Annotated in this window: 19 protein-coding genes; 1 reads left to right on the top strand and 18 read right to left on the bottom strand. The window is 41.7% G+C overall.

Annotated features, from left to right (window positions below):
• Positions 1–9: 9 nt before the first annotated feature.
• The 9 genes from JZO85_RS19055 to JZO85_RS19015 all read right to left on the bottom strand — a co-directional run bounded on the left by JZO85_RS19055 (position 10) and on the right by JZO85_RS19015 (position 9238).
• A complete protein-coding gene (locus JZO85_RS19055; RefSeq protein ID WP_207110100.1) occupies positions 10–987 on the bottom strand; it encodes an alpha-ketoacid dehydrogenase subunit beta in 978 nt (325 codons plus the stop codon).
• Positions 988–1081: 94 nt separating this feature from the next.
• Positions 1082–2083, bottom strand: coding sequence for a thiamine pyrophosphate-dependent dehydrogenase E1 component subunit alpha (locus JZO85_RS19050; protein ID WP_207110099.1), 1002 nt, complete (start codon positions 2081–2083; stop codon positions 1082–1084).
• Between the two features lie 16 nt (positions 2084–2099).
• Complete coding sequence (locus JZO85_RS19045; RefSeq protein ID WP_207110098.1) at positions 2100–3056, bottom strand: sugar-binding transcriptional regulator; 957 nt, start codon at positions 3054–3056, stop codon at positions 2100–2102.
• A gap of 635 nt (positions 3057–3691) precedes the next feature.
• On the bottom strand, positions 3692–3964 hold the full coding sequence (locus JZO85_RS19040) for a PTS sugar transporter subunit IIB (protein ID WP_207110097.1): 273 nt from the start codon (positions 3962–3964) through the stop codon (positions 3692–3694).
• Between the two features lie 10 nt (positions 3965–3974).
• Positions 3975–4712: an SDR family NAD(P)-dependent oxidoreductase gene (locus JZO85_RS19035; protein ID WP_207110096.1), complete on the bottom strand. Its 738-nt coding sequence runs from the start codon at positions 4710–4712 to the stop codon at positions 3975–3977.
• Between the two features lie 119 nt (positions 4713–4831).
• Positions 4832–5110 carry a PTS sugar transporter subunit IIB gene (locus tag JZO85_RS19030; protein WP_207110095.1) on the bottom strand — a complete coding sequence of 93 codons (279 nt, stop codon included), beginning with the start codon at positions 5108–5110 and terminating at the stop codon, positions 4832–4834.
• Positions 5103–6515, bottom strand: a complete 1413-nt coding sequence (locus JZO85_RS19025) for a PTS galactitol transporter subunit IIC (RefSeq protein ID WP_207110094.1) — start codon at positions 6513–6515, stop codon at positions 5103–5105. Before JZO85_RS19025 ends, JZO85_RS19030 begins: the two co-directional genes overlap by 8 nt.
• Before the next feature lie 124 nt (positions 6516–6639).
• Positions 6640–7104, bottom strand: a complete 465-nt coding sequence (locus JZO85_RS19020) for a PTS sugar transporter subunit IIA (RefSeq protein ID WP_207110093.1) — start codon at positions 7102–7104, stop codon at positions 6640–6642.
• On the bottom strand, positions 7097–9238 hold the full coding sequence (locus tag JZO85_RS19015; RefSeq protein WP_207110092.1) for a BglG family transcription antiterminator: 2142 nt from the start codon (positions 9236–9238) through the stop codon (positions 7097–7099). Before JZO85_RS19015 ends, JZO85_RS19020 begins: the two co-directional genes overlap by 8 nt.
• 188 nt (positions 9239–9426) lie before the next feature.
• Between JZO85_RS19015 and JZO85_RS19010 the strand changes: the two genes are divergently transcribed.
• Complete coding sequence (locus JZO85_RS19010) at positions 9427–10458, top strand: zinc-binding dehydrogenase (RefSeq protein ID WP_207110091.1); 1032 nt, start codon at positions 9427–9429, stop codon at positions 10456–10458.
• A gap of 120 nt (positions 10459–10578) precedes the next feature.
• Here JZO85_RS19010 and JZO85_RS19005 read toward each other — a convergent pair whose 3' ends face one another.
• The 9 genes from JZO85_RS19005 to JZO85_RS18965 all read right to left on the bottom strand — a co-directional run bounded on the left by JZO85_RS19005 (position 10579) and on the right by JZO85_RS18965 (position 19847).
• A complete protein-coding gene (locus JZO85_RS19005; protein ID WP_207110090.1) occupies positions 10579–11226 on the bottom strand; it encodes a class II aldolase/adducin family protein in 648 nt (215 codons plus the stop codon).
• Positions 11220–11732, bottom strand: a complete 513-nt coding sequence (locus JZO85_RS19000) for a hypothetical protein (RefSeq protein WP_207110089.1) — start codon at positions 11730–11732, stop codon at positions 11220–11222. The genes JZO85_RS19005 and JZO85_RS19000 overlap by 7 nt, the downstream gene beginning before the upstream one ends.
• 23 nt (positions 11733–11755) lie before the next feature.
• Entirely contained in the window at positions 11756–13129 is a 1374-nt protein-coding gene (locus JZO85_RS18995; RefSeq protein ID WP_207110088.1) for a PTS galactitol transporter subunit IIC, read from the bottom strand.
• Between the two features lie 35 nt (positions 13130–13164).
• Positions 13165–13449, bottom strand: a complete 285-nt coding sequence (locus JZO85_RS18990) for a PTS sugar transporter subunit IIB (RefSeq protein WP_207110087.1) — start codon at positions 13447–13449, stop codon at positions 13165–13167.
• A 13-nt stretch (positions 13450–13462) separates the two neighbouring features.
• Complete coding sequence (locus JZO85_RS18985; RefSeq protein WP_207110086.1) at positions 13463–13936, bottom strand: PTS sugar transporter subunit IIA; 474 nt, start codon at positions 13934–13936, stop codon at positions 13463–13465.
• A complete protein-coding gene (locus tag JZO85_RS18980) occupies positions 13937–15880 on the bottom strand; it encodes a BglG family transcription antiterminator (protein ID WP_207110085.1) in 1944 nt (647 codons plus the stop codon).
• A 284-nt stretch (positions 15881–16164) separates the two neighbouring features.
• Positions 16165–17889: an ABC transporter permease/substrate binding protein gene (locus JZO85_RS18975; protein ID WP_207110084.1), complete on the bottom strand. Its 1725-nt coding sequence runs from the start codon at positions 17887–17889 to the stop codon at positions 16165–16167.
• The gene (locus tag JZO85_RS18970) at positions 17882–19081 is read right to left on the bottom strand and encodes a quaternary amine ABC transporter ATP-binding protein (RefSeq protein ID WP_207110083.1); all 1200 of its coding nucleotides are present in this window, start codon (positions 19079–19081) and stop codon (positions 17882–17884) included. Before JZO85_RS18970 ends, JZO85_RS18975 begins: the two co-directional genes overlap by 8 nt.
• A gap of 127 nt (positions 19082–19208) precedes the next feature.
• On the bottom strand, positions 19209–19847 hold the full coding sequence (locus tag JZO85_RS18965) for a GntR family transcriptional regulator (protein WP_207110082.1): 639 nt from the start codon (positions 19845–19847) through the stop codon (positions 19209–19211).
• Positions 19848–19933 lie beyond the last annotated feature (86 nt).

The raw sequence follows: 19933 nt of genomic DNA, 5'->3' as shown, positions 1-19933 counted from the left end.
TATCCCCCTCTATGCCATCAATCCACGACAAGCGTCAACAATATCCTCCACTTGAGGAACCGCTTTCTTCTCAAGCTCTGGATGATAAGGCATTGGAATTTCCTTACCGGCCAAACGAATGATTGGCGCGTCTAAGAAATCAAAGCATTCTTCCTCAGCAATCACACTAGCTAATTCAGCACTGAATCCACTACGCTTGACTGCTTCAGTGACCACGACCGCTTTACCTGTTTTCACAACAGAATCAATAATCGTCTGCTTATCTAACGGGACCAATGTTCGCGGATCAACAACTTCGACTTGAATGCCTTCTTCTGCTAAAATATCCGCCGCTTCTAACGCTTTATGAACCATGATGCCTGTTGCTACAACGGAAATATCTGTGCCTTCTCGTTTAACATCCGCCACGCCGATCGGGATTGTGTATTTTCCTTCTGGCACATCCGAGCTCGTCCGGTAGCAAAGCTTGTGTTCATAAAACATAACGGGATTGTTATCTTCGATCGCCGCATGCAGCAGCCCTTTTGCATCATAAGCAGTTGCTGGCTGGATGACCTTCAATCCAGGAACATGAGCTGTCCAGTTCTCTAAACTTTGTGAATGCTGCGCCGCGGCTCCAGTTCCGGAACCTCCGGGAGTTCTCATTACCAACGGAATCTTCGCTTTTCCGCCATACATGTAGCGAATTTTCGCCGCTTGGTTAACAATTTGATCCAAGGCGATTGTAATGAAATCCGAAAACTGGATTTCAAAAATCGGACGCATCCCAGTCATGGCTGATCCAACAGCAGCTCCAGCGATCACTGATTCTGAGATTGGCGTTGAACGAATCCGTTCTTCACCAAATTCTTCCACCATGCCGCGGCTCACACCGAAAGCGCCACCATAAACACCGATGTCTTCACCTAACATGAAAATATCTTCATCTTCTCGCATCGCTTCAGACATTGCTTCTCTGACTGCTTCCGCGTACGTGATTTCTCTCATTTTCTGCTTCCTCCTACTTCGTTTTAAAGTAATTATTTTTCAAAAACCGAAAAATAAATTTGATTCTCTGCTCGTATATCATCCTATTTCTGCTCTAGTCTGAATAAACGTCTTCGTACATGCTTTCGAGCGCTGGCATTGGGCTTTCTTCCGCAAAGGTAACTGCATCTTCAATTGCCTGTTTGGCTGCTAATCTGATTTCTTCCGCTTCTTCTGTAAAAATTCCTGCCGCTACAAATTTTTCACGGGCCAATTTGATTGGATCGTGATTCTTGCGCCAGTCCTCTTCTTCTTCCTTCGTGCGGTATTTCTTCGCATCTGATTTTGAATGGCCCTTCCATCGATAGGTCATTGCTTCAATCAAGGTTGGACCCTCGCCGCGTCGTGCTTTCTCTACCGCATCATAAGTCGTATTGATTACTTCGATGACGTCATTTCCTTCGATCGTAATCCCTTCGATACCATAAGCTTTTGCCCGCTCAGATAAACGATCGACATTCATCATCGTTTTAAATGGGCCGCTCATTCCGTATTGATTGTTCTCAATAAAGAAGACAACCGGCAAATTCCAAATAGAAGCTAGGTTCAATGATTCATGGAAGCTGCCTTCATTTGTCGAACCATCTCCGGCATAGGCCAACGCGACCGTATCATTTTTTTTCAATTTTGAGGTTAGTGCCGCACCAGTTGCGATTGGAAAGCCTCCGCCTACGATTCCATTAGCGCCAAGATTTCCCGTATCAAGGTCGGCAATGTGCATCGAACCGCCTTTTCCGTTGTTCGTTCCCGTCGTACGACCAAATAATTCCGCCATCATTTCATTGATATTCGTCCCTTTAGCAATCGTTTGACCATGACCTCGGTGTGTGGCAGTGATCCAATCTGTTTTACGTAAAACAGCTCCGCTGCCTGCCGCTGTCGCCTCTTGTCCCACCGCTAAGTGAGTCGTTCCATGGATCAAGCCCTTCGCAAATAACTGATCCACCTTCTCATCGAAGAATCGAATCTCCCACATTCTGCGATAAAGCTCTACCAAATTCTCATCCGTCAAACCTGCTCGATTCGGAATCGAGATGTTTTTCGTTGCTGCCATCATTTATGCGCCTCCATTTTTATTTATCTTCATCTAATAACGTTTTAGCTGTCTCTTCATCAGTAATCAAAACATTGACCAATTTTCCTTTTAATGCGGCACGTATTCCGCTGACTTTCTCTTTGCCTCCGGATACTCCGATACGCTTTGGTATCTGTTTGAGCTCCGCCAAACTAATCGCCAAAACTTGATCATTCCAAGTACATTCTGTTAATTCGCCCTCCTCGTCGATAAAGTTGTAACAAATATCTCCTGACACATTGCCAGCAGTTAATTCCTTTCTTAGTGGAACCTCTTCATTCGGCAAATAGGCTTTGGTCATTGTGGAATAGGCTGGCAAGCCGCCGATTCCGACTAATGCAATATCGGCTTTCTTCCCCTTATCAAAAACATTTTTGATAAAGGATTGTGCCATAAAGACTTTTTTGGCTTCTGCGGAATCCACCGTGATCGGTGCATGCAGTTCTAATACAGAGCCGCCGCTTTTGCGGGCAAAAATCTCACAGACCACATTGGCCTGCAGCGCCGTATGCTCTTGTCCTAAGCCGCCGACTAGCGGAATGAACCGGACATTCTCCATTTGATTTTTCGGTAAAAAATTTTGTGCTGCTTCGTGGACGACCATCCCTGCCGATACGCCTACTGTTTCATCACCCTTCAAAATTCGAGTCAAGTACTTTCCCGTCGCAATGCCGATTCGTTTATTCAGCATTTCAGCGGCTGCTGGTGCAATACAGATCACCTCAGTCAATCCATATTTCTCCACCAGTTTTTCTTCTAATAACCGATAAGGATGAACTAGATCATCATGAATGATAATTTCCACTAATCCCAAGGAACGTGCTTTGGCTAAATACTTAGAAACTAACGAACGGCTAATATTGAATTTTTTTGCTACTTCTGATTGTTTGGCGCCTTCTTCGTAGTACATTGAAGCAATCTCCGTCAGTAATCGTGCATCGTCGGAATAACTCATCTCATTTCCTCCCAGTTCGATCTTAACTACACATACCGTTTCACTAACCTGCTGTCGCATTTAATAAAACGAACATCCTACAGCGAATTTTTGGACTAAACGCGTCTTTTACCATATGTTCTTATATTTAACATATGTTACACTGTCATCATAAGAGGGTTCGATGGAAGTGTCAACGCTTTCTCTAAATGATTTTTTTCACAAGCTCATCTTTATCGGATGTTCCAACGACGCGATTTTCGTAACAAATGTTACTGGAATTCACATTCTCGTACTGTCAGTGATCATTCAAGCAAAAAAAACGTCATAGTAAAAATCAGTTATTATTGGGCTCTCACGAATAAACCAATAAGGAGGATTTTCACTATGACTTTTCCAATTTCATTCTCATTCACGATAGAAGCCGGAGCATAACTAACTTTTCGTTCATTGAACGCATTATCGATGCAGTACGGCTGACTTTCAGCTAGTTTTCCGGCAAACAATCAGTGTTTACTAAAAGCTTTACGCCACAGCGCCTCCCTACTTCTCATCTTCATCATAATAAATTCCACTACCCGTTTAAAGACATCCTTTTTTCATCATTAATCATGAAAGAACAAAGTGAACACAGCTGTCGTCCTTCAAATTGCTTTTTACAGTTGCTCCATTAGTTGCTGACAGCAGCTGTCCATATTGAACTTCGTGATAAAAGGAGTCCCATCAATGATTGGGACAGTCGTATGAAATTGGGGCTGACCAATGGCGACGATTGCTGAAATGTCTGCCGCTATTTCTGTTACATCATAAATACTTTCTCCAGCAACCTCGACGTCCATTCCTTTATCTTGCATAAACTCGCTAATGTAGTTCACCGCAAAGTTTCGTTTATTATCGGACGTTCCGGCAACGACTAAAATTTTTTTCATATGCTCTCCTTTAATAGGTTCTTCCACCATCTGCTAACATAATTTGCCCATGAATATAAGAACTTTCTGGACTTGCTAAAAACAATGCCAGGTTCGCGATATCTTCTGGTTGGCCAATTCGCCGAAGCGGGATCTTTTTCAGCAGCTCCTCTCGACTGGCATCGTCAGGATAAAGAGTATCTAATATATCCGTCTGAATTACCCGCGGAGCGATCGCATTGACGTTGATCCCTCTAGGTCCGAATTCTTTCGAAGCTGCCCGCATCAAGCCGTGTTGACCCGCTTTTGAAGAGGCATAGTGCATACCGCCGCCGGTTCCTGTAATCGCTGAGCCGGAAGTGATAAAGATCACTTTTCCGACATTATCTACAAAATGATCGCAAAATGCCTTCAACGTATAGAAAGAACCGTCTAAATTGATGCGCAGTACACGTTGCCACTCTTCAATCGAAATTTCATCAATTGAATGCAGGTAGCTGATTCCCGCATTGATCACCAAAATATCTACCCGCTTAAAATACGCCAATACTTGATCGCTGGCTTTCCTTAACGACTCTGGATCAGAAACATCTGTTTTAATAAAGAGTGATTCTGAATAGTCGCGAGAAAATTCCGCCGCAGTCTCTTCCCCATTGTTCTGATCAAAATCCAAAATTACTGTATGTGCACCAGCTTCTGCAAACTTGCGTGCAATGGCTTTTCCGATTCCTTTAGCGGCTCCAGTGACTACCGCAACTTTTCCCTTCATGTGCCCGCTCCTTTTTCCTTTTAGTGCTTTTATTTTTTCTCTGTAGAAAATAAACCCGTTCTTCAAATCGACTGATTTATTTCCTCGCAATAAAACTGCAAAAATGGAACTGACTTCCTTTAGCTTAAAATATCAATAATCTTTTGCACATCCGCTTCAATACCGACACCTGTTAAAAACGATAGTGCTCGGATTACCGGAATATCCTCGCTTTCATAAGCGGTCGTAGTCACCACCAGATCAGCACCGCTGATTTTCGAAGGTAATTCAGCAACCTTACATTGTTCAACGGTTGCCGGGATATTGTTTTTCTCCAGCTCTTCTTTTACCCGCATACAAACGACGGTTGAGGTCGCCACTCCTGTACCGCAGGCGATCAAAATATGCTTTTTATTCATTCGTTCCAGCTCCCTTGACTGTATTATTTGGATCATCTTTTCCAGTTGGTAATCCATATTGTTTTTTGATGTCATTTCGTGTCCAGAACCACAATGCGCCATACATCACTAAAGCTATGACTCCTGCCATGAAGGCTGGCAGGTTCGATGGATCAATCAATTTCAGCATGATCCATAAGGTGATGTGAGAGCTCATATCAATTCCTGAGATCATCGTCGCCCCTTCTGGGAAAGCAAAGCCTACTGCATGCGCCATCGTTGTAGTCAATGCGCCTAAGTTCGTCGCAATGAAGAATACGATACAAATCGATACGATCGAGTTTAACAAGCCTCTGAAAATATTGCCCTTCGATGCTGCGACTGACCAAATAACCGTGAACGGCAGCACCGCTAAATCAGCAAAAGGCAGCAGACGGTTAAATGGCAAGACAGCTGCCAGCAGGATCGTAATTGGGACCATCAACAAGGCTACTGTGATAATGGCTGGATGTGCCGTTACAACAGCCGCGTCTAATCCGATGTACACTTCTTTTCCAGGGAAACGTTTTTGAATAAACGCCTTGGCTCCTTCTGCAATTGGTGACAGCCCTTCCATCAATAAGGCCACCATTCTCGGCATTAAAATCATGACCGCTGAGGTTTGAACACCTAATTGAATAATTGCCTGAGAATCATAGCCTGCCAATAAGCCCATTCCAACTCCTAAAACCAGCCCGATCATCATTGGTTCGCCAAAAATCCCCAAGCGCTCCTTTAGATTTTTTGCATTGATATCAATTTTGTTAATACCTGGAATTTTATCCCACACACGATTCAACGCGTAGGTCAGTGGCGCAAAGTTCACTGTCTCTCCATGGGGCAGTGAAATCCCCGGCAGTCCAAAGAAATGCTCGACTGCTGGAGCCGTCCAATCGGCTAGCTTGAAAATAACGAACGTATTGATCAGAGAACAAATAATAGCGATCCAAATTGAGTTTGTCGCATAATAAATCATTGCCCCCGGGAAAATCAGATGCCAATAATTCCATAAATCCACATCCATCGTTTTTGTTAAATTAAATCGCAGCAAGATCATATTAAAAATAAAAATGACTGGAATCAAAATAACTGCGATCGGCGTTGCGAATGTGATTGCGGCTCCAATCGGCCACCCCACATCTAAAATATCCAATTGTAACCCTAACCGTTCGATCATCGCTTGGGAGGATGCCCCGATAGAATCCGAAAGCAATCCAATCACTAGATTCAACCCAGTAAAACCGATCCCGACAGTTAAACCGGCACGAAAAGATTTACTCAGCTTTTGCCCTAAAACCAAGCCAAAGACAGTCAAAATGATGGGCAGCATCGCCGCTGCACCTAAATCTAAGATATAATTTACCCCTGCTTTAAGTATATCTAACATAGTTTTTTCTCCTTCTCCTTTGAATGAATCGCTTTTCCATAAAATGGAAAAGCTTTTGCAGTCAAGCCATACAGCGTTTTACTAATCTGCTGAAGCAAAAAGTAAAACTAGCAAACGAACACCATTACTGGATCGTTTTCAATAATCGCTCAACCTCAACAACCTGCTCTTTTGATTTTAGTAGCTGTAGATTTTTTTCATCCTGACACAACAACATGAGCTTTTGCAGCATCACCAATTGATCTTCCGGCTGTTTGATCGCCAACATAAAAATAAGTTCTACCTCTAGATAAACATCCTTGCTTGCCATCATTTCAAACGTGACTGGCTGCTCTAACACGCCTACTAAAAAACCTTCCTTTTTTACATGGATCGAATCTGTATGAGGAATAGCCACATTGATCCCCTGCGTTGGTAATCCTGTGGGAAAGACCCGTTCCCGCTCAATCACAGCCTCTTTGTAGCTCTCATGTACAAAGCCTGCATCAATCAAAACCTCACTCATATTAGCAAGCAGTGCCTCCTGCTCCTTTTCATCAAATGCATAGTACAGAAACTTCTGATTTTCATTACTTAATAGTTTATTCATAAGGAAACCCCATCACTTTATCTTCTAGTTTTCTTAACTGGACCATTACCTCTTGTTCACAACGACACTGATCCATTATTTCCAAAAAATTCTCCGTTGCTAAGATTTCAGTAAAATAATAAAGACAGGTTCCGATGGAAACACCTTCCGGCAAAGAGAAAGCGATTACATATTTTACTGGATCATTTTTCTGATGATTAAAGTTTATCGGCTCCTTTAAACGAACAAAGCTTGCGCCGATCTTCTTTGCCCCATGAGAAAATTCTGCATGCGGGATAGCGACTCCCGGAGAAATAACGATGTATGAATCATTTTCGACGACCATTTGAATCATCCCTTGAATGTAATCCGCTGTAATCAAGTCATCTGCCAGCAATAATTGCCCCGCTGCTTCGATCGCTGATTGCCAATCGTCACATGGACAGTCCAGTTTAATTCGCTCGATAGTCACTATCGATGTCAAACGGCTAACCTCTTGTGTCTCTGCTGACAAGCGCTCATTCAGGCGATTAAAGGATTCAATATCACTTAAAAAATTTTGATATTCGCCCACATCAATGTATTTCTGAATGATCGGCAAGAAATTTTCAATCATCGCCTCTTCTTTGGTAATCAAGTAATCTTGATCAATGAAATGACGTGGCTTGATCTTATACAATGCTTTTTGAATTCGAACAATATCCTGCTCTGTCAGAATCGGATTCACTAAAACAACTGGTGATTGGTCAAAATTTAAAGGAACCGTACTGACGATTAAGTCTTGATCATCCGGCCGAATCTTTTGCAGCGCATGAGAAGAGTCAACAGAGATTACCGAAATCTGCGGAAATGCCGAAAGCAGCTTTACTTTAATCAATTGGGCTGTCCCACTGCCGGAGTTACAAACAATGCGTAATCGTATCTGACCTTTTGAATGAGTATTATTACTATTTTCTAGAATGGCCATTGCATACATAACGATAAAAGACAGCTCGTTCTGTTGGATATCAACCTCCAAATAGCTTTCGATCTTTCGCAAGTTTCGTTTTACAATTTCAAACATCTCCGGATAAGACTGATAAATTTCATCAAACAACACATTTACCACGCTATCCTTTAGAGAAAGTCGATAAATCAACAGCTTTAAATGATTTTCCAGCAGATCAAACAGATCGCTGTTCAAGTAATATTTGATATCCATCTCCTTCGCTAAATTAAAGATAAACTCATTGATCAAGATTTGAATTTCAATCGAATCGATTTTACGTCCATTATTTTTGATATAACTTTTCCTGCGTAAAATGGAGATCAGATAACCCAATTCTCCCTCCGCAGCTACAATGGAGTAGGCTTCCTCGATTTTTTTGATGATCGTCTTGGCAAAGCTGGATTTGGAGCTCTCAAGCATTTCATCTAGGTCTTCAGAGGCTTCAATATAATGACTAAACTTGATGCGCTCAATCAAAATGATCAAGTAGCAGATCATCTCCTGATAAGAAAAATCGGACAATTGCAAGTGTTCTTCCTTTTCAGCCTCCATCAGCAGCTGACTGACTGTTTGGTAGCGATTATCTGAATCAATAATATCCAGCAGCAAATTTTGAAAGATATTATTTTCCCATCCTAAGGCATAATCATAACCGTAATCAAACAACCCGTTGAAAATAATTAGCTTAGTCATTGCCTTTCGAATCCTTATTTCATCTCCGGCAACTTTGTACCCTTTCCCAATGTGGGATAACAGAATCAGATCGTTCTTCGCAAACCACTTTTTTAACGCCTCGATATCACTAACCAATGTATTACGGCTGACTAAGAGGTATTCAGAGAGATAGTAGGTTGTCACATAATCATGACTAGTTATCAGAAGTAAAGCGAGAATGGTTCGGCGTTCGTCGAGGGTTAAATGATAGTGTTGAAATGATGCATAGGTTTTAAACAGTTCCTTTAGATCGACCTCCTTCGGTATTTGTAAATACCCATCTTCTAGATAGATGCCTTTATTTCCGTCACTGCTTTCCAATTGAAAGTTGATTTCTTTGACGTCATTACGAATCGTTTGTTCGGAGACCTTAAACAATTTTGCATAATTGGCCAATGAATCTTCTTTTTCATGCAAAATATCCAATAAAATTTTATTGATCCTTCTGTTCATCACTATCACCTCTACACATTTAATTGTATCTCCCCTCTATTATTTCACAAGACCAATCCTTTTTGTTCATTTCTCAAAAGAATTGTGATAGATAGTCAGGAAGCTTCTATGCTACGCTTGGCATACTAAAAAAACTCTATTTTTTAATAACAAATTTAATAAAGGGATTGATTAAGGAGGGTATTACATTGAAAGCACTAAGAAAAATGAAGGACGGTTTTGGCAATATGGAATTATGTGATTTTGATAAGCCATCACCTAAAAATGATGACGTATTAATCAAAGTCGTGTTCAGCGGTATTTGCGGGTCTGATATTCATGCCTTTAAGGGAGAATATAACAAAAAAATACCATTGACACTTGGTCATGAGTTCATTGGTATAGTTCATGAAATAGGGGATAAAGTAACAACTCTCACTGTCGGAGATCGAGTTGTTAGTGAAACAACCTATGAAGTTTGTGAAAAATGCGTCCACTGTTCCGCACAGGAATTCAACCTATGCAGCCAACGAAAAGGGCTGGGCACTCAGGTCGATGGAAGCTTCGCAACCTTTGTTTTAGCCAAAGCAGAACGCTGTCATAAGCTGCCAGAAAGGATTTCAAATGAGACTGCTGCTTTGATCGAACCCCTTGCTTGCTGTGTCCACGCCGTAATGGAAAAGACACATATCCATCCCAACGAAAAAATCGCGGTATTTGGTCCTGGTCCGATTGGTGTTTTACTGGCGTTAGTCGCAAAATCATTGAAGGCAGATGTAACACTTATTGGTATATCAAAAGATGCCTATCGTTTAGCCAAGGCCAAAGAACTCGGTCTCTCTCTCACCGTCGACAGCCAAACAATTGATTGGGACTCTTTCCTCGCTGAGCGGACGGAACAATTGGGCTTCGATCAAGTTTTTGAATGCTCCGGCAGTCCGCAAGCGCTGCAGCAAGCACTAGAGATTGTTAAAAAGAAGGGAACTGTTATTCAGGAAGGTTTATTCGCAAAAAATCCTGTTCCTGTTGATATGAGCCTGCTCCTAAACAAAGAGATCCAGCTCATCGGATCGCGAACTCAAAAAACCAGCTCATGGCTTAAAACGATCGAATGGCTGCAAACCTCTAATATCGACTTATCTCCTGTAATCACAAACATTCTTCCGTTAACTCAGTGGGAGGAAGCCTTCCGCTTAGCAATGAGCGGTGAAGAGCTGAAAGTCCTGCTGAAACCGGAATAATCGGCGTACAACCCTTTCTTCAACACTGCAAAATAAAAACTGTCTGCCTAAAAATGGCAGACAGTTAAGTCACACGCTCGCTTCGCTTGTCACAGAAACTATTCGTAAGTTGAACTTACTTCAATGCTGGCTCTGTCCATAATCCTTGAATACTTCAACAGCAGTTTGAATCTGCTCATCACTTAGTTTAGCGATCTCACCGCCATAGGAATGAGCGACAAATAATGTTTTAGCAGCCTCTTCTAGATAAACAGCAGCATACAATGCTTCTTTTAGATTTTTACCCACCGTTACGACACCATGGTTTTTTAATACGACTGCTAATTGATTGCCAATATGGTCAACGACTGCATAGCCCATGTCGATGCTGGCTGCTGAGCTGTATGGAGCTACATTGACCGGTCCCTTTGCCGTATTAGCAAGTGTGGTAACATCACAATCGATCCGATCAGTCACCAAACCAATCCCTGTGGCATATGGCTGATGGGTATGAATGACTGCGTTAACAGTTGGTAACTGCTGAAAAATATAACGAATCGCGATCGTATCAACACTTGGACGACGTGTACCTTCGATTATTTTTCCTTCAAGAGTCATCACGAGGACATCCTCTAGAACCATTTCTTCATACATCATTCCGCTGGGAGTGACCAGTATTGTCTCCTGATCCACTCGCATGCTCACATTTCCGCCGGACAATGAGATTAATCCATAGCGATCCAGTTTTATTCCCGCTGCGATTATTTCTGCTTTTTCTTTTTCTAACATCCGCTGGCCTCTTTTTTCTTTTTTGCACGAGCATTATACTCAGTGTTCACTCTTCTAGCACGAGCCTTCAGTGATTCCGGATGCTTTTCATATTCCAGATCCAGCAACAACCGGAACAGCTCTTGACCATCATTATAATTTTTTGTATTCAACCAATAGCGGCCTTTTAATATCCCGCCGCCATCCATCCGCAGATACATTTTTCCTGCGGTCGGAAATTCCCGGATCTTAAAGCTTTTTAATTGCGTGAGACTATAATCATCGGTCCGCTTAAAAGAACGTAAACGCAACCTATCTCCTGTTACATCTACTTCCTTTGGTGTGACTCTTGCAACAAGGGCATTCCAAAAACTATAGAAAGCAACGATGCTAACTAAGCCCATCAAGGCAGGCATCCAATTAGCTATAATTGAACTGATCGCAATGAGGAAAACGATCAATGAGACTACTCCTGTAACTAGGACATCCATAAAATACAATGTATTATCGTATTCGAACCGTTTCATTCGTTCTTCCTCCTCTATAACAATTAAGCAACTTCTCCTTCGTCATGAAGCTGAGCGGCTTCCTTTTTAATCCGGTTGCGATTCCAAATCGCCATGGCTACAGCGACAACGGCTCCAATTCCAGTACCGATATAGCCAAAGCCATTCAATCGGACGATTGCCCATGTTAGTGGATTCGCACCATCACAAATCGATGAAATCTGCGATGCACCTTCCGGCATTTGGAAGTTTACATTGTTGGCAGCTGTAGTGATCATCGGTGCCAAGTCCGTTGCGATCCACAGACCGAAAACTAAGACGATTAAACCGACAATCAGACCTCTGAAGCCATTCTCTTTTACGATCGGCGTAATCAGTACGAACATCCACGGAATAACTGCTAAATCAGCAAACGGCATTACTGTGTTCCCCGGCAACACCACTGCCAAGAAAATCAATAATGGAACTAAGATGAAGGAAATAGCCAAAGTAACTGGATGTCCCACACCTACGGCAGAATCTAGCCCAATATAGATTTTCCCACGATTTTGGAACCTCTTTTGAATAAAATCACTGGCAGCGTCGCTTATCGGGATCAGTCCTTCCATCAACAGCGCGGCCATTTTAGGAATCAAGACTAAAACAGCTCCCAGAGAAACGCCCAGCGTCAATACTTCTGTCACGTTGTATCCCGCGATAATCCCAATGATAACCCCTAAAAACGTACCTACTAAGATCGGTTCGCCAAAGACACCAAACCTTTTCTGAACAGTATCCATGTTGATATCGATGTCTCTTACACCTGGAATCATATCGATCAGCTTATTAATCACCATCGCGATCGGCGCATAGGCCGTTGTAAAGCCGTGCGGGAGTGAGACTCCCGGTAAATCCAGCGATTTTTCCACCTCTGGCGCTGTAACATCACCTAGAACCATAATAATGATCATATTCACAACTGCAGCAACAATTCCTAACCATAAGGTATCCGTAACAATCGCTACCAAAGCACCCGTAAAAGCAAAGTGCCAATAATCCCAAATATCGACATCAACTGTTTGTGTCGTATTTGTCAGCAGCATCAAAATGTTTACTAATAAGCCTAACGGGATGATGATCAAGCCGACTGTTGATCCCATAGCGATCGCCGCTGAAGCCGGCCAGCCCACATCGATCGTCGACAAGCTTAAGCCATAACGATCAACCATCGCCTGTACCGCTGGTGAAAGACTCGTTCCCAATAGCGAGTTGATAACTAAGTTCAAACCAATAAAGCCTACCCCTACTGTCAATCCTGCCCGAAGACTTTTCCCAACGCCTGTTCGGAATGCGCAACCAAGGATAAAAATAACAATTGGCATTACAACGGATACACCCAATCCCTGAATAAATTGAAACACTTTAATAATAGTATCCATGCTTAATCCCTCTCTTTACTCATTTTTTTAATAGCTTATTTCTCCATCAGCTCTAAGATTCGATCGATCGTCGGTTTTGTGTTCACGCCTGTCAAAAAGCACACACCCGATACAGATTCACAGTCTAAATCTTTAGGTATCACTGTTGTAGAGATCAAAAAATCATAATTGGATGCTTTGTTGGGCGCCTCGGAAATCTTGCATTGGGTAATTTTATATTTTCCCTTATACCCATTTTCATCCAATAATTTAGAGATTTTTCCATTGACTGCTGTTGAAGTCGCGATTCCTGAACCACATGCTAGTAAAATATTTTTCATTTTCTCCACGTCCTTAATTTAGATTCTGTTTTATTTTTTTCACGGCCTCCGCCGCCGTTTTTGCTTGAATAATAGCTAAGACCTTTTCATCTGTTTGAAACATATCGATCAGCGCCTGTAAAAATTCCAATTGCTTTTTCGGCTCCTTGATCGCCAGCATAAACATGATTTTTACCGGAACTAGAACCTCTGGTGAACCCATCATCTCAAACATTACTGGCTCCTTTAAAATACCGATCGCCATTGATTGCCTGAAAACATATTCTGAATCTGTGTGCGGGATCGCAACGCCTATGTGCTCCAAGGGCAAGCCGGTCGCAAATTCCTTTTCCCGCTCTTGAATCGCCAGGCCAAACGCTTCATTCACACACTGATTATTTTCAAGACGATCCGCTAATGTAGCCAGTGCTGAAAAATTATCAGGCTCATCCATTTCCAAATCTACCAAATGTTCATCTAAATACATTTCATCCCAAAAATCAGCCACCTAAATTGCACTCCCTTCCCCCATCACTAACTCCAAAAGTGTCTGTTTATCCGTTACTTGAATCAGCTTTTCCACGTTCTCCTCCTTCTCGATAAATTCAAGTAATCCCGTAATTTTGCTTTTTGCTGCATCGATATCCGTATCTGAAATAGCGAAAAATAGTATCACATTTACGTTATTGATCCCCCAATTTATTTTTTTATCCAAGGTCATGATCCCAATCGACGTTTGATTAACCTCACTTGGATCCGCATGGGGAATCGCAACACTGACAGAAAAGCTGGTATCTCCCAACTTCTCCCGAACCCAAACAGATTCACCAAAATTTTCTTTTGCGATTCCTAGCCGCTGGTACTGGTCAATCATGAAATTTAAACACGCCTCTTTATTTTCCACATGCTGCTGAAGAAAAATAAGGTCTGGATTGATCCACTGATGCTGGACCTGCGTTTTTTCTTTTACCGTTGCGTTGTAGCGTTTGTAATAGGTATGAACAATGCGGCTGATTTCTTCATCCTTGATCATTGGAGAGATATACACGACATTTCTTGCCTTCAAATTAGCATCTGTAGTCACTACGACATCTCGCGAGTTCAGTGTCACCTGCTCAAACTCTTTTGTTGTTAACTGAATAACCTTATCTGTATGAGGAATGATTCGACGAATTTTGGTAAAAATCAAATCACTCGTGATCAGCCCTCGGGAAAGAACCACGTAAATATTGCGGAAGCTCACGCCATATTTTCGTTCCAAAGAAACTTGAAAATAAATCACTAAAAAAGAAATCTCATCCCCTGTAATTTCGATCGAAAAACGTTGTGCAATGCTGCTTGTCGCATAACACATCATGGAATAAAGCAATAGATAGCGGTTCTTGATTTCCTCCATAAAGGGATTTTTGATCAAGATATTCCGCCGCAGACGATAGATCATCGGAACGATATGGCTCATCAGAGAATCATGCAGCTCCTGATCGCCAGAGAAATCAATATTTAACAAGTTGCCTAAATCAGCCATCAATTCTTCAACAGCTTCCTGATAACAATTGCTATAGCTTTTTGTTGATTTGTAATACGGCTTTACGTTCATGGCATACAGCGTTTCGGATAAATGATAAATATCGGGATACCAAAGCTCAATCGAACTATTCGCAGAAATGAAGGCGCAGATTTCATATGTTTGGGTGTAAAGGGCTAGATCTTCTAGTTCGTTTTTCTTCTTTTCCTCGATCGTCATATGACAGCCCTGTTCTGCGCGAGTAATCAAACATAAAAAGGTAAGAAAAATTGCTGAAAAATACTTGTTTGAAATATCGCTGTAAAACATGTCTGAAAACTTCTCCAGTGTATCCTTAACTAGCTGGATTCGTGTTTCTGGAAAATAATTGCTCAATTGCACCAGCAGCTCATCATTATTGACAAGCAGGGCATCGGGAAATTTTGTCATCAAGAAATTTTGATAGGACTGTTGAATGTCAGCCTCTGTTCCCTTGAGTGTCACCTTGCGCCGGCTTTGGCAAATCTTAACTTCAAAACGACGCAGATACCGCTGCAGATAATCTAAATCTTTTTTTAGGGTCGAATCAGAAATGAAAAAGTCCCGTTCCAATGCTTCTAGCAATTGCCCTTCAGGATTTATGAATAATTGTCGAAAAACGGCTTCTCTTCGTCCCAAGACATCATAAATATCCGTGTCGCTCTCCACTGAGAAATCCGTGATTTGACTGACATTCCCCTCAGTTCCAACTAATTTGATCCCATGCCGCGGGACCTTGACGATCTCTATCTCTTTCTTTACCAATTCCTTATTCAAAAAATTGACATCATTCAAAATGGTTCTTGTTGAGACCTCTAGCTTCTCACTGAAATAATTCGTTGTTTTGTAATCGTTTTCAGAAACCAATAGTGAAAGTAATTGATTTCGGCGCCGCATACTCTTATCCATTTTCACACCTCCTTATTCATTTTGCCGGGCTGACCGCCTCACTATCTCTTATATTCATCATAGTCAATTTTCTTGTTAGTTAAAAGGCATCCTTTTTTCATCATTAATCATGAAAGAACTAATGAATAGGAACGATTCTTTTTTGAAAATATTCATCTTTCAATAGTTAAGCGCAGTTCGTTCGATCTAAGATAGTTTTCGTATGGATACGATTTTGCTGGATGAAGAGGAAAAAAACTGCAAAAAAATTGCTGACCACCGAGGTCAGCAATTTTCTACTTAGTTTATTTCTTCCACTCATCAACTTCTTTTTGATGGTCCTTGATCCAGTCTTTTGCTGCTTGAGAAGGATCCTTTCCTTCATTGATGGCCAGCATGACACTTTCCATATCTTTTTGGTTCCAATGGAAATTATCTAAGACTTTATACGCTTCAGGCTGATCCTTTTTCAGACCCTTACGTGTCATCGTATGAATAGCTTCTTCAGCTCCCATCGCACCCTTCGGATCTTCCAAATACTTCAAACCATATTTAGCAAACATCCAATGCGGCGACCAGCCAGTGATTACGATCGGCTGTTTCTTTTTAATTGCTTGACCCAAAGCTACAGTCATAGCACCAGAAGATGAGGTAGAAACCTTCCAATCTGCTAAGTTCGGATAGGCTTTTAAGGTGTTCTCTGCTGCATTCACAACACCGGCACCAGGTTCAATTCCGGTAATTGTTTTGCCGGCCTGATCAGTCAAGTCCTCGATGGAATTAACATCCATATAATCTGGAACAACAATCCCAACTCTGGCGCCTTTTAAATTAACGCCTAGATCATTTACTTGATCTTTATATTGAGCAAATTGCGACTTATGGGTATTCGGCAGCCATGCAGCAACCATTGCATCCGATTCACCTTTTGCCACAGATTCCCACATGATCGCATTATCCAACGGTGTCAGGTTGACATTGTAGCCCATTTCTTTTAGAACCTCACCGATTACATGGGTTGAAGCAACTTCAGTATCCCATTCTACGTAAGTCAGGTTGATTGTTCCTTTGTTCTCGTTAGAGGATCCTCCAAAACCAAACGAAGCAAGTAATACAACAGCGGCGACAACGCCGGCTGCGATTCCAACTTTTTTCTTTTTCGTTTTCGGCATTTTTTCAGCTGCTTGTTGCTTCGGTTTATTGATATTTTGAGTGAAGCGGTCAATGATGATGGCTAAAATAACCAATGCCAGCCCATTCACAAAACCATTACCAACCTGTGCTCGCTGCAAGGCAGATAGCACACCCCGCCCAAGACCAGGTGCTCCAATCATTGATGCGATCACAACCATTGATAAAGCCAACATCGTTGTTTGGTTGATTCCGGCTAAGATCGTACTTTTCGCTAACGGCAATTCCAATTTAAACAGCTTTTGTTTACCCGTTCCGCCGAATGAATCAGAGGCTTCTACCAATTCTTTGGGAATTTGACGAATCCCTAGATTGGTAAAGCGTACGGTTGGCGGCAAAGCAAAAATTACTGAAGCAAAAACACCGGGAACCATACCGATTCCAAAGAAAGCGACAGCTGGGATCAAATACACAAATCCAGGCATCGTCTGCATGAAATCTAAGATCGGCGTAATGATTTTTTTCGCCGTCTCATTTTTCGCCATCAAAATCCCTAATGGCACTCCAATAATAATCGATAATAGACTAGATAAAAGTACTAAGGTAACTGTACTCATCAAATCAATCCATAAGCCTTGATTGTAAATAAAGAGCAACCCAATTAAGGTAAAGCTCGTCAGACCCCATTTTCTATTTGAAATAAAAAATGCGGCAACAGTTAAAATAAGAATCAATAATAAGGGCGGAATTATCGTTAATAGATTTGTCATGCCGTCCATCAAAAACTGTCCTGCATGCTGCAGGGCCGAGAACAATCCTGAAAATGTTCCCGTTAGCCAATCTGTAAATCCTTCGACCCAATCTGCGACGGGCAAAGCTTGCTGTAAGAAATTAAACATTCATTTTCACCTCTTCTGTTTCCGTATCTGCCAACGCTTCTAACACACTGCCGCGAATGACGACACCGACTAAACGATCGCCTTCCACTACAGCCAGCGGTGCCGGCGAATCAAAAATCAGATTGAAAATGTCAGTTACCAGCATATCTTTAGGGATTCGGCGGACATTTTTATCAATGACTTCTTTTAATGTTAAATTATTTTTTCGTGCCTCTAGAGCTTTGTCAGCTGTCAAGCTGCCTTTTAGCTTACGTTTACGGTCCACAGCTAAGAGCATGCTGACTTCCTCTTTACGCATCCGGTTCAAAGCAACATTTGGTCCATCAACTTCGATGTTCGTAGTTAATGCAGGAACCATGATATTTTGGGCAGTCAAGACTTTCGAACGATCCACGTCCTCAACAAAGTCCCGCACATATTGATTCGCTGGATGTGTCAGAATTTCTTCTCCTGTACCGATTTGCATAATTTGACCATCTTTCATCAATGCGATTCGATCTCCGATACGTAATGCTTCATTCAAATCATGAGTGATGAAAATAATCGTCTTTTGCACATTTGACTGCAAATCCAATAATTCATCCTGCATTTCACGACGAATCAATGGATCTAATGCGGAGAAGGCTTCATCCATCAATAAAATCTCCGGATCATTAGCTAAAGCCCGCGCTAATCCAACCCGCTGCTGCATCCCACCGGATAATTGATTTGGATATTGATCTTTAAAGGTCAATAAACCAGAGTTTTCCAATGCTTTTTCTGCTTTAGCCTGACGTTCGGCTTTGGGTACTCCGCGTACTTCAAGGCCATATTCTGTATTTTCTAAAATCGTCCGATGAGGAAACAATCCAAAATTTTGGAAAACCATGTTGATTTTATGACGACGCACTTCTCGTAGTGCTTCCTTATCCATTTTGGCAATATCCTCTCCATCTATGTAAATCTCACCAGAAGTTGGATCAATCAACCGATTTAATAAACGAATCATTGTGGATTTTCCGCTGCCGGAAAGTCCCATAATAACAAAAATTTCTCCTTCATTGACTTCAAAACTTGCATCATATACACCGACAGTTGCACCTGTTTGCTCTAAAATTTCATTCTTGTCGCGATTCTCTTGAATCATCGTAAGGGCTTGTTGCTGTTTCTTGCCAAAAATTTTAGTCAGATGTTCTACCTTAACTTTACTCAAAAATATATCCTCCTCTTAAAAAGTGACCATACTACCTTAACATCATGTGGTCACTTTTGTCAAAAAAGATGTTGAAAATTTTCAGCAAACAAAAAAAAGAAAGCGGACGCTTTCTTTTTTGTTTAAATTATTTATCTGGGTAAAACAAATGCTGCATTCGTTGCAATACTAACTCATTACCAACAAAAAACAGGGTATCTCCAGCACAAATCTTCGCATATGGCCCAGGGGACAGCAATAATTCATTTTTTTGCTGAATCGCAATAACAGTCGCACCCGTCTCGTGCCAAATGTTTAACTCATTAACGGTACTTTCTAAGTGAGCCGCTTCTTCAGTCAATGTCAATTCATAAGGAACAAAGGGCGCACCATTATGGACGCGCTTCGTTTGGGATAATAGCTGATTCAATAGTCCGCTGACATTGTCCAGCTCCTGCTTCTGTTTTTCAACACTGGCTTGGATCTCGTTCTTAATTTCTTGGATAGACTGCACATCTTGATATTTTTCGAAATAGGCCTGCGCTTTTTCTCGCGAAAGCACATATGCTCCGCTGCCATGACGGACTTCCATAATGCCTAGATCCACCAAAACATTGATCGCTTTACGAGCAGTTTCAGGAGAAACATTGAAATTGCTGGCTAAAGTTGAGCGTGCATGAATTTTTTCTCCTACTTGATATCGTTTGTCAGCGATCCGTTCAGCGATCTCTACCGCTACTTGCTGATAGCGCGGCAGCAAGATTCGCTTTTTGTTTTCCCCTTCCATTCCAATCCCTCTTTTTCTGCAGAATTCTTTTCAAGCATAGCATATTTTTTTTGGAAAAGCTTTAATCATTGCAAGCGGACAAAATG

The sequence above is a fragment of the Candidatus Enterococcus murrayae genome, from assembly GCF_017315985.1.
GTDB classification, from domain to species: Bacteria; Bacillota; Bacilli; order Lactobacillales; family Enterococcaceae; genus Enterococcus_A; species Enterococcus_A murrayae.
The sequence above is the reverse complement of the archived record's forward strand: the minus strand, read 5'-3'. Positions and strand labels throughout refer to the sequence as shown.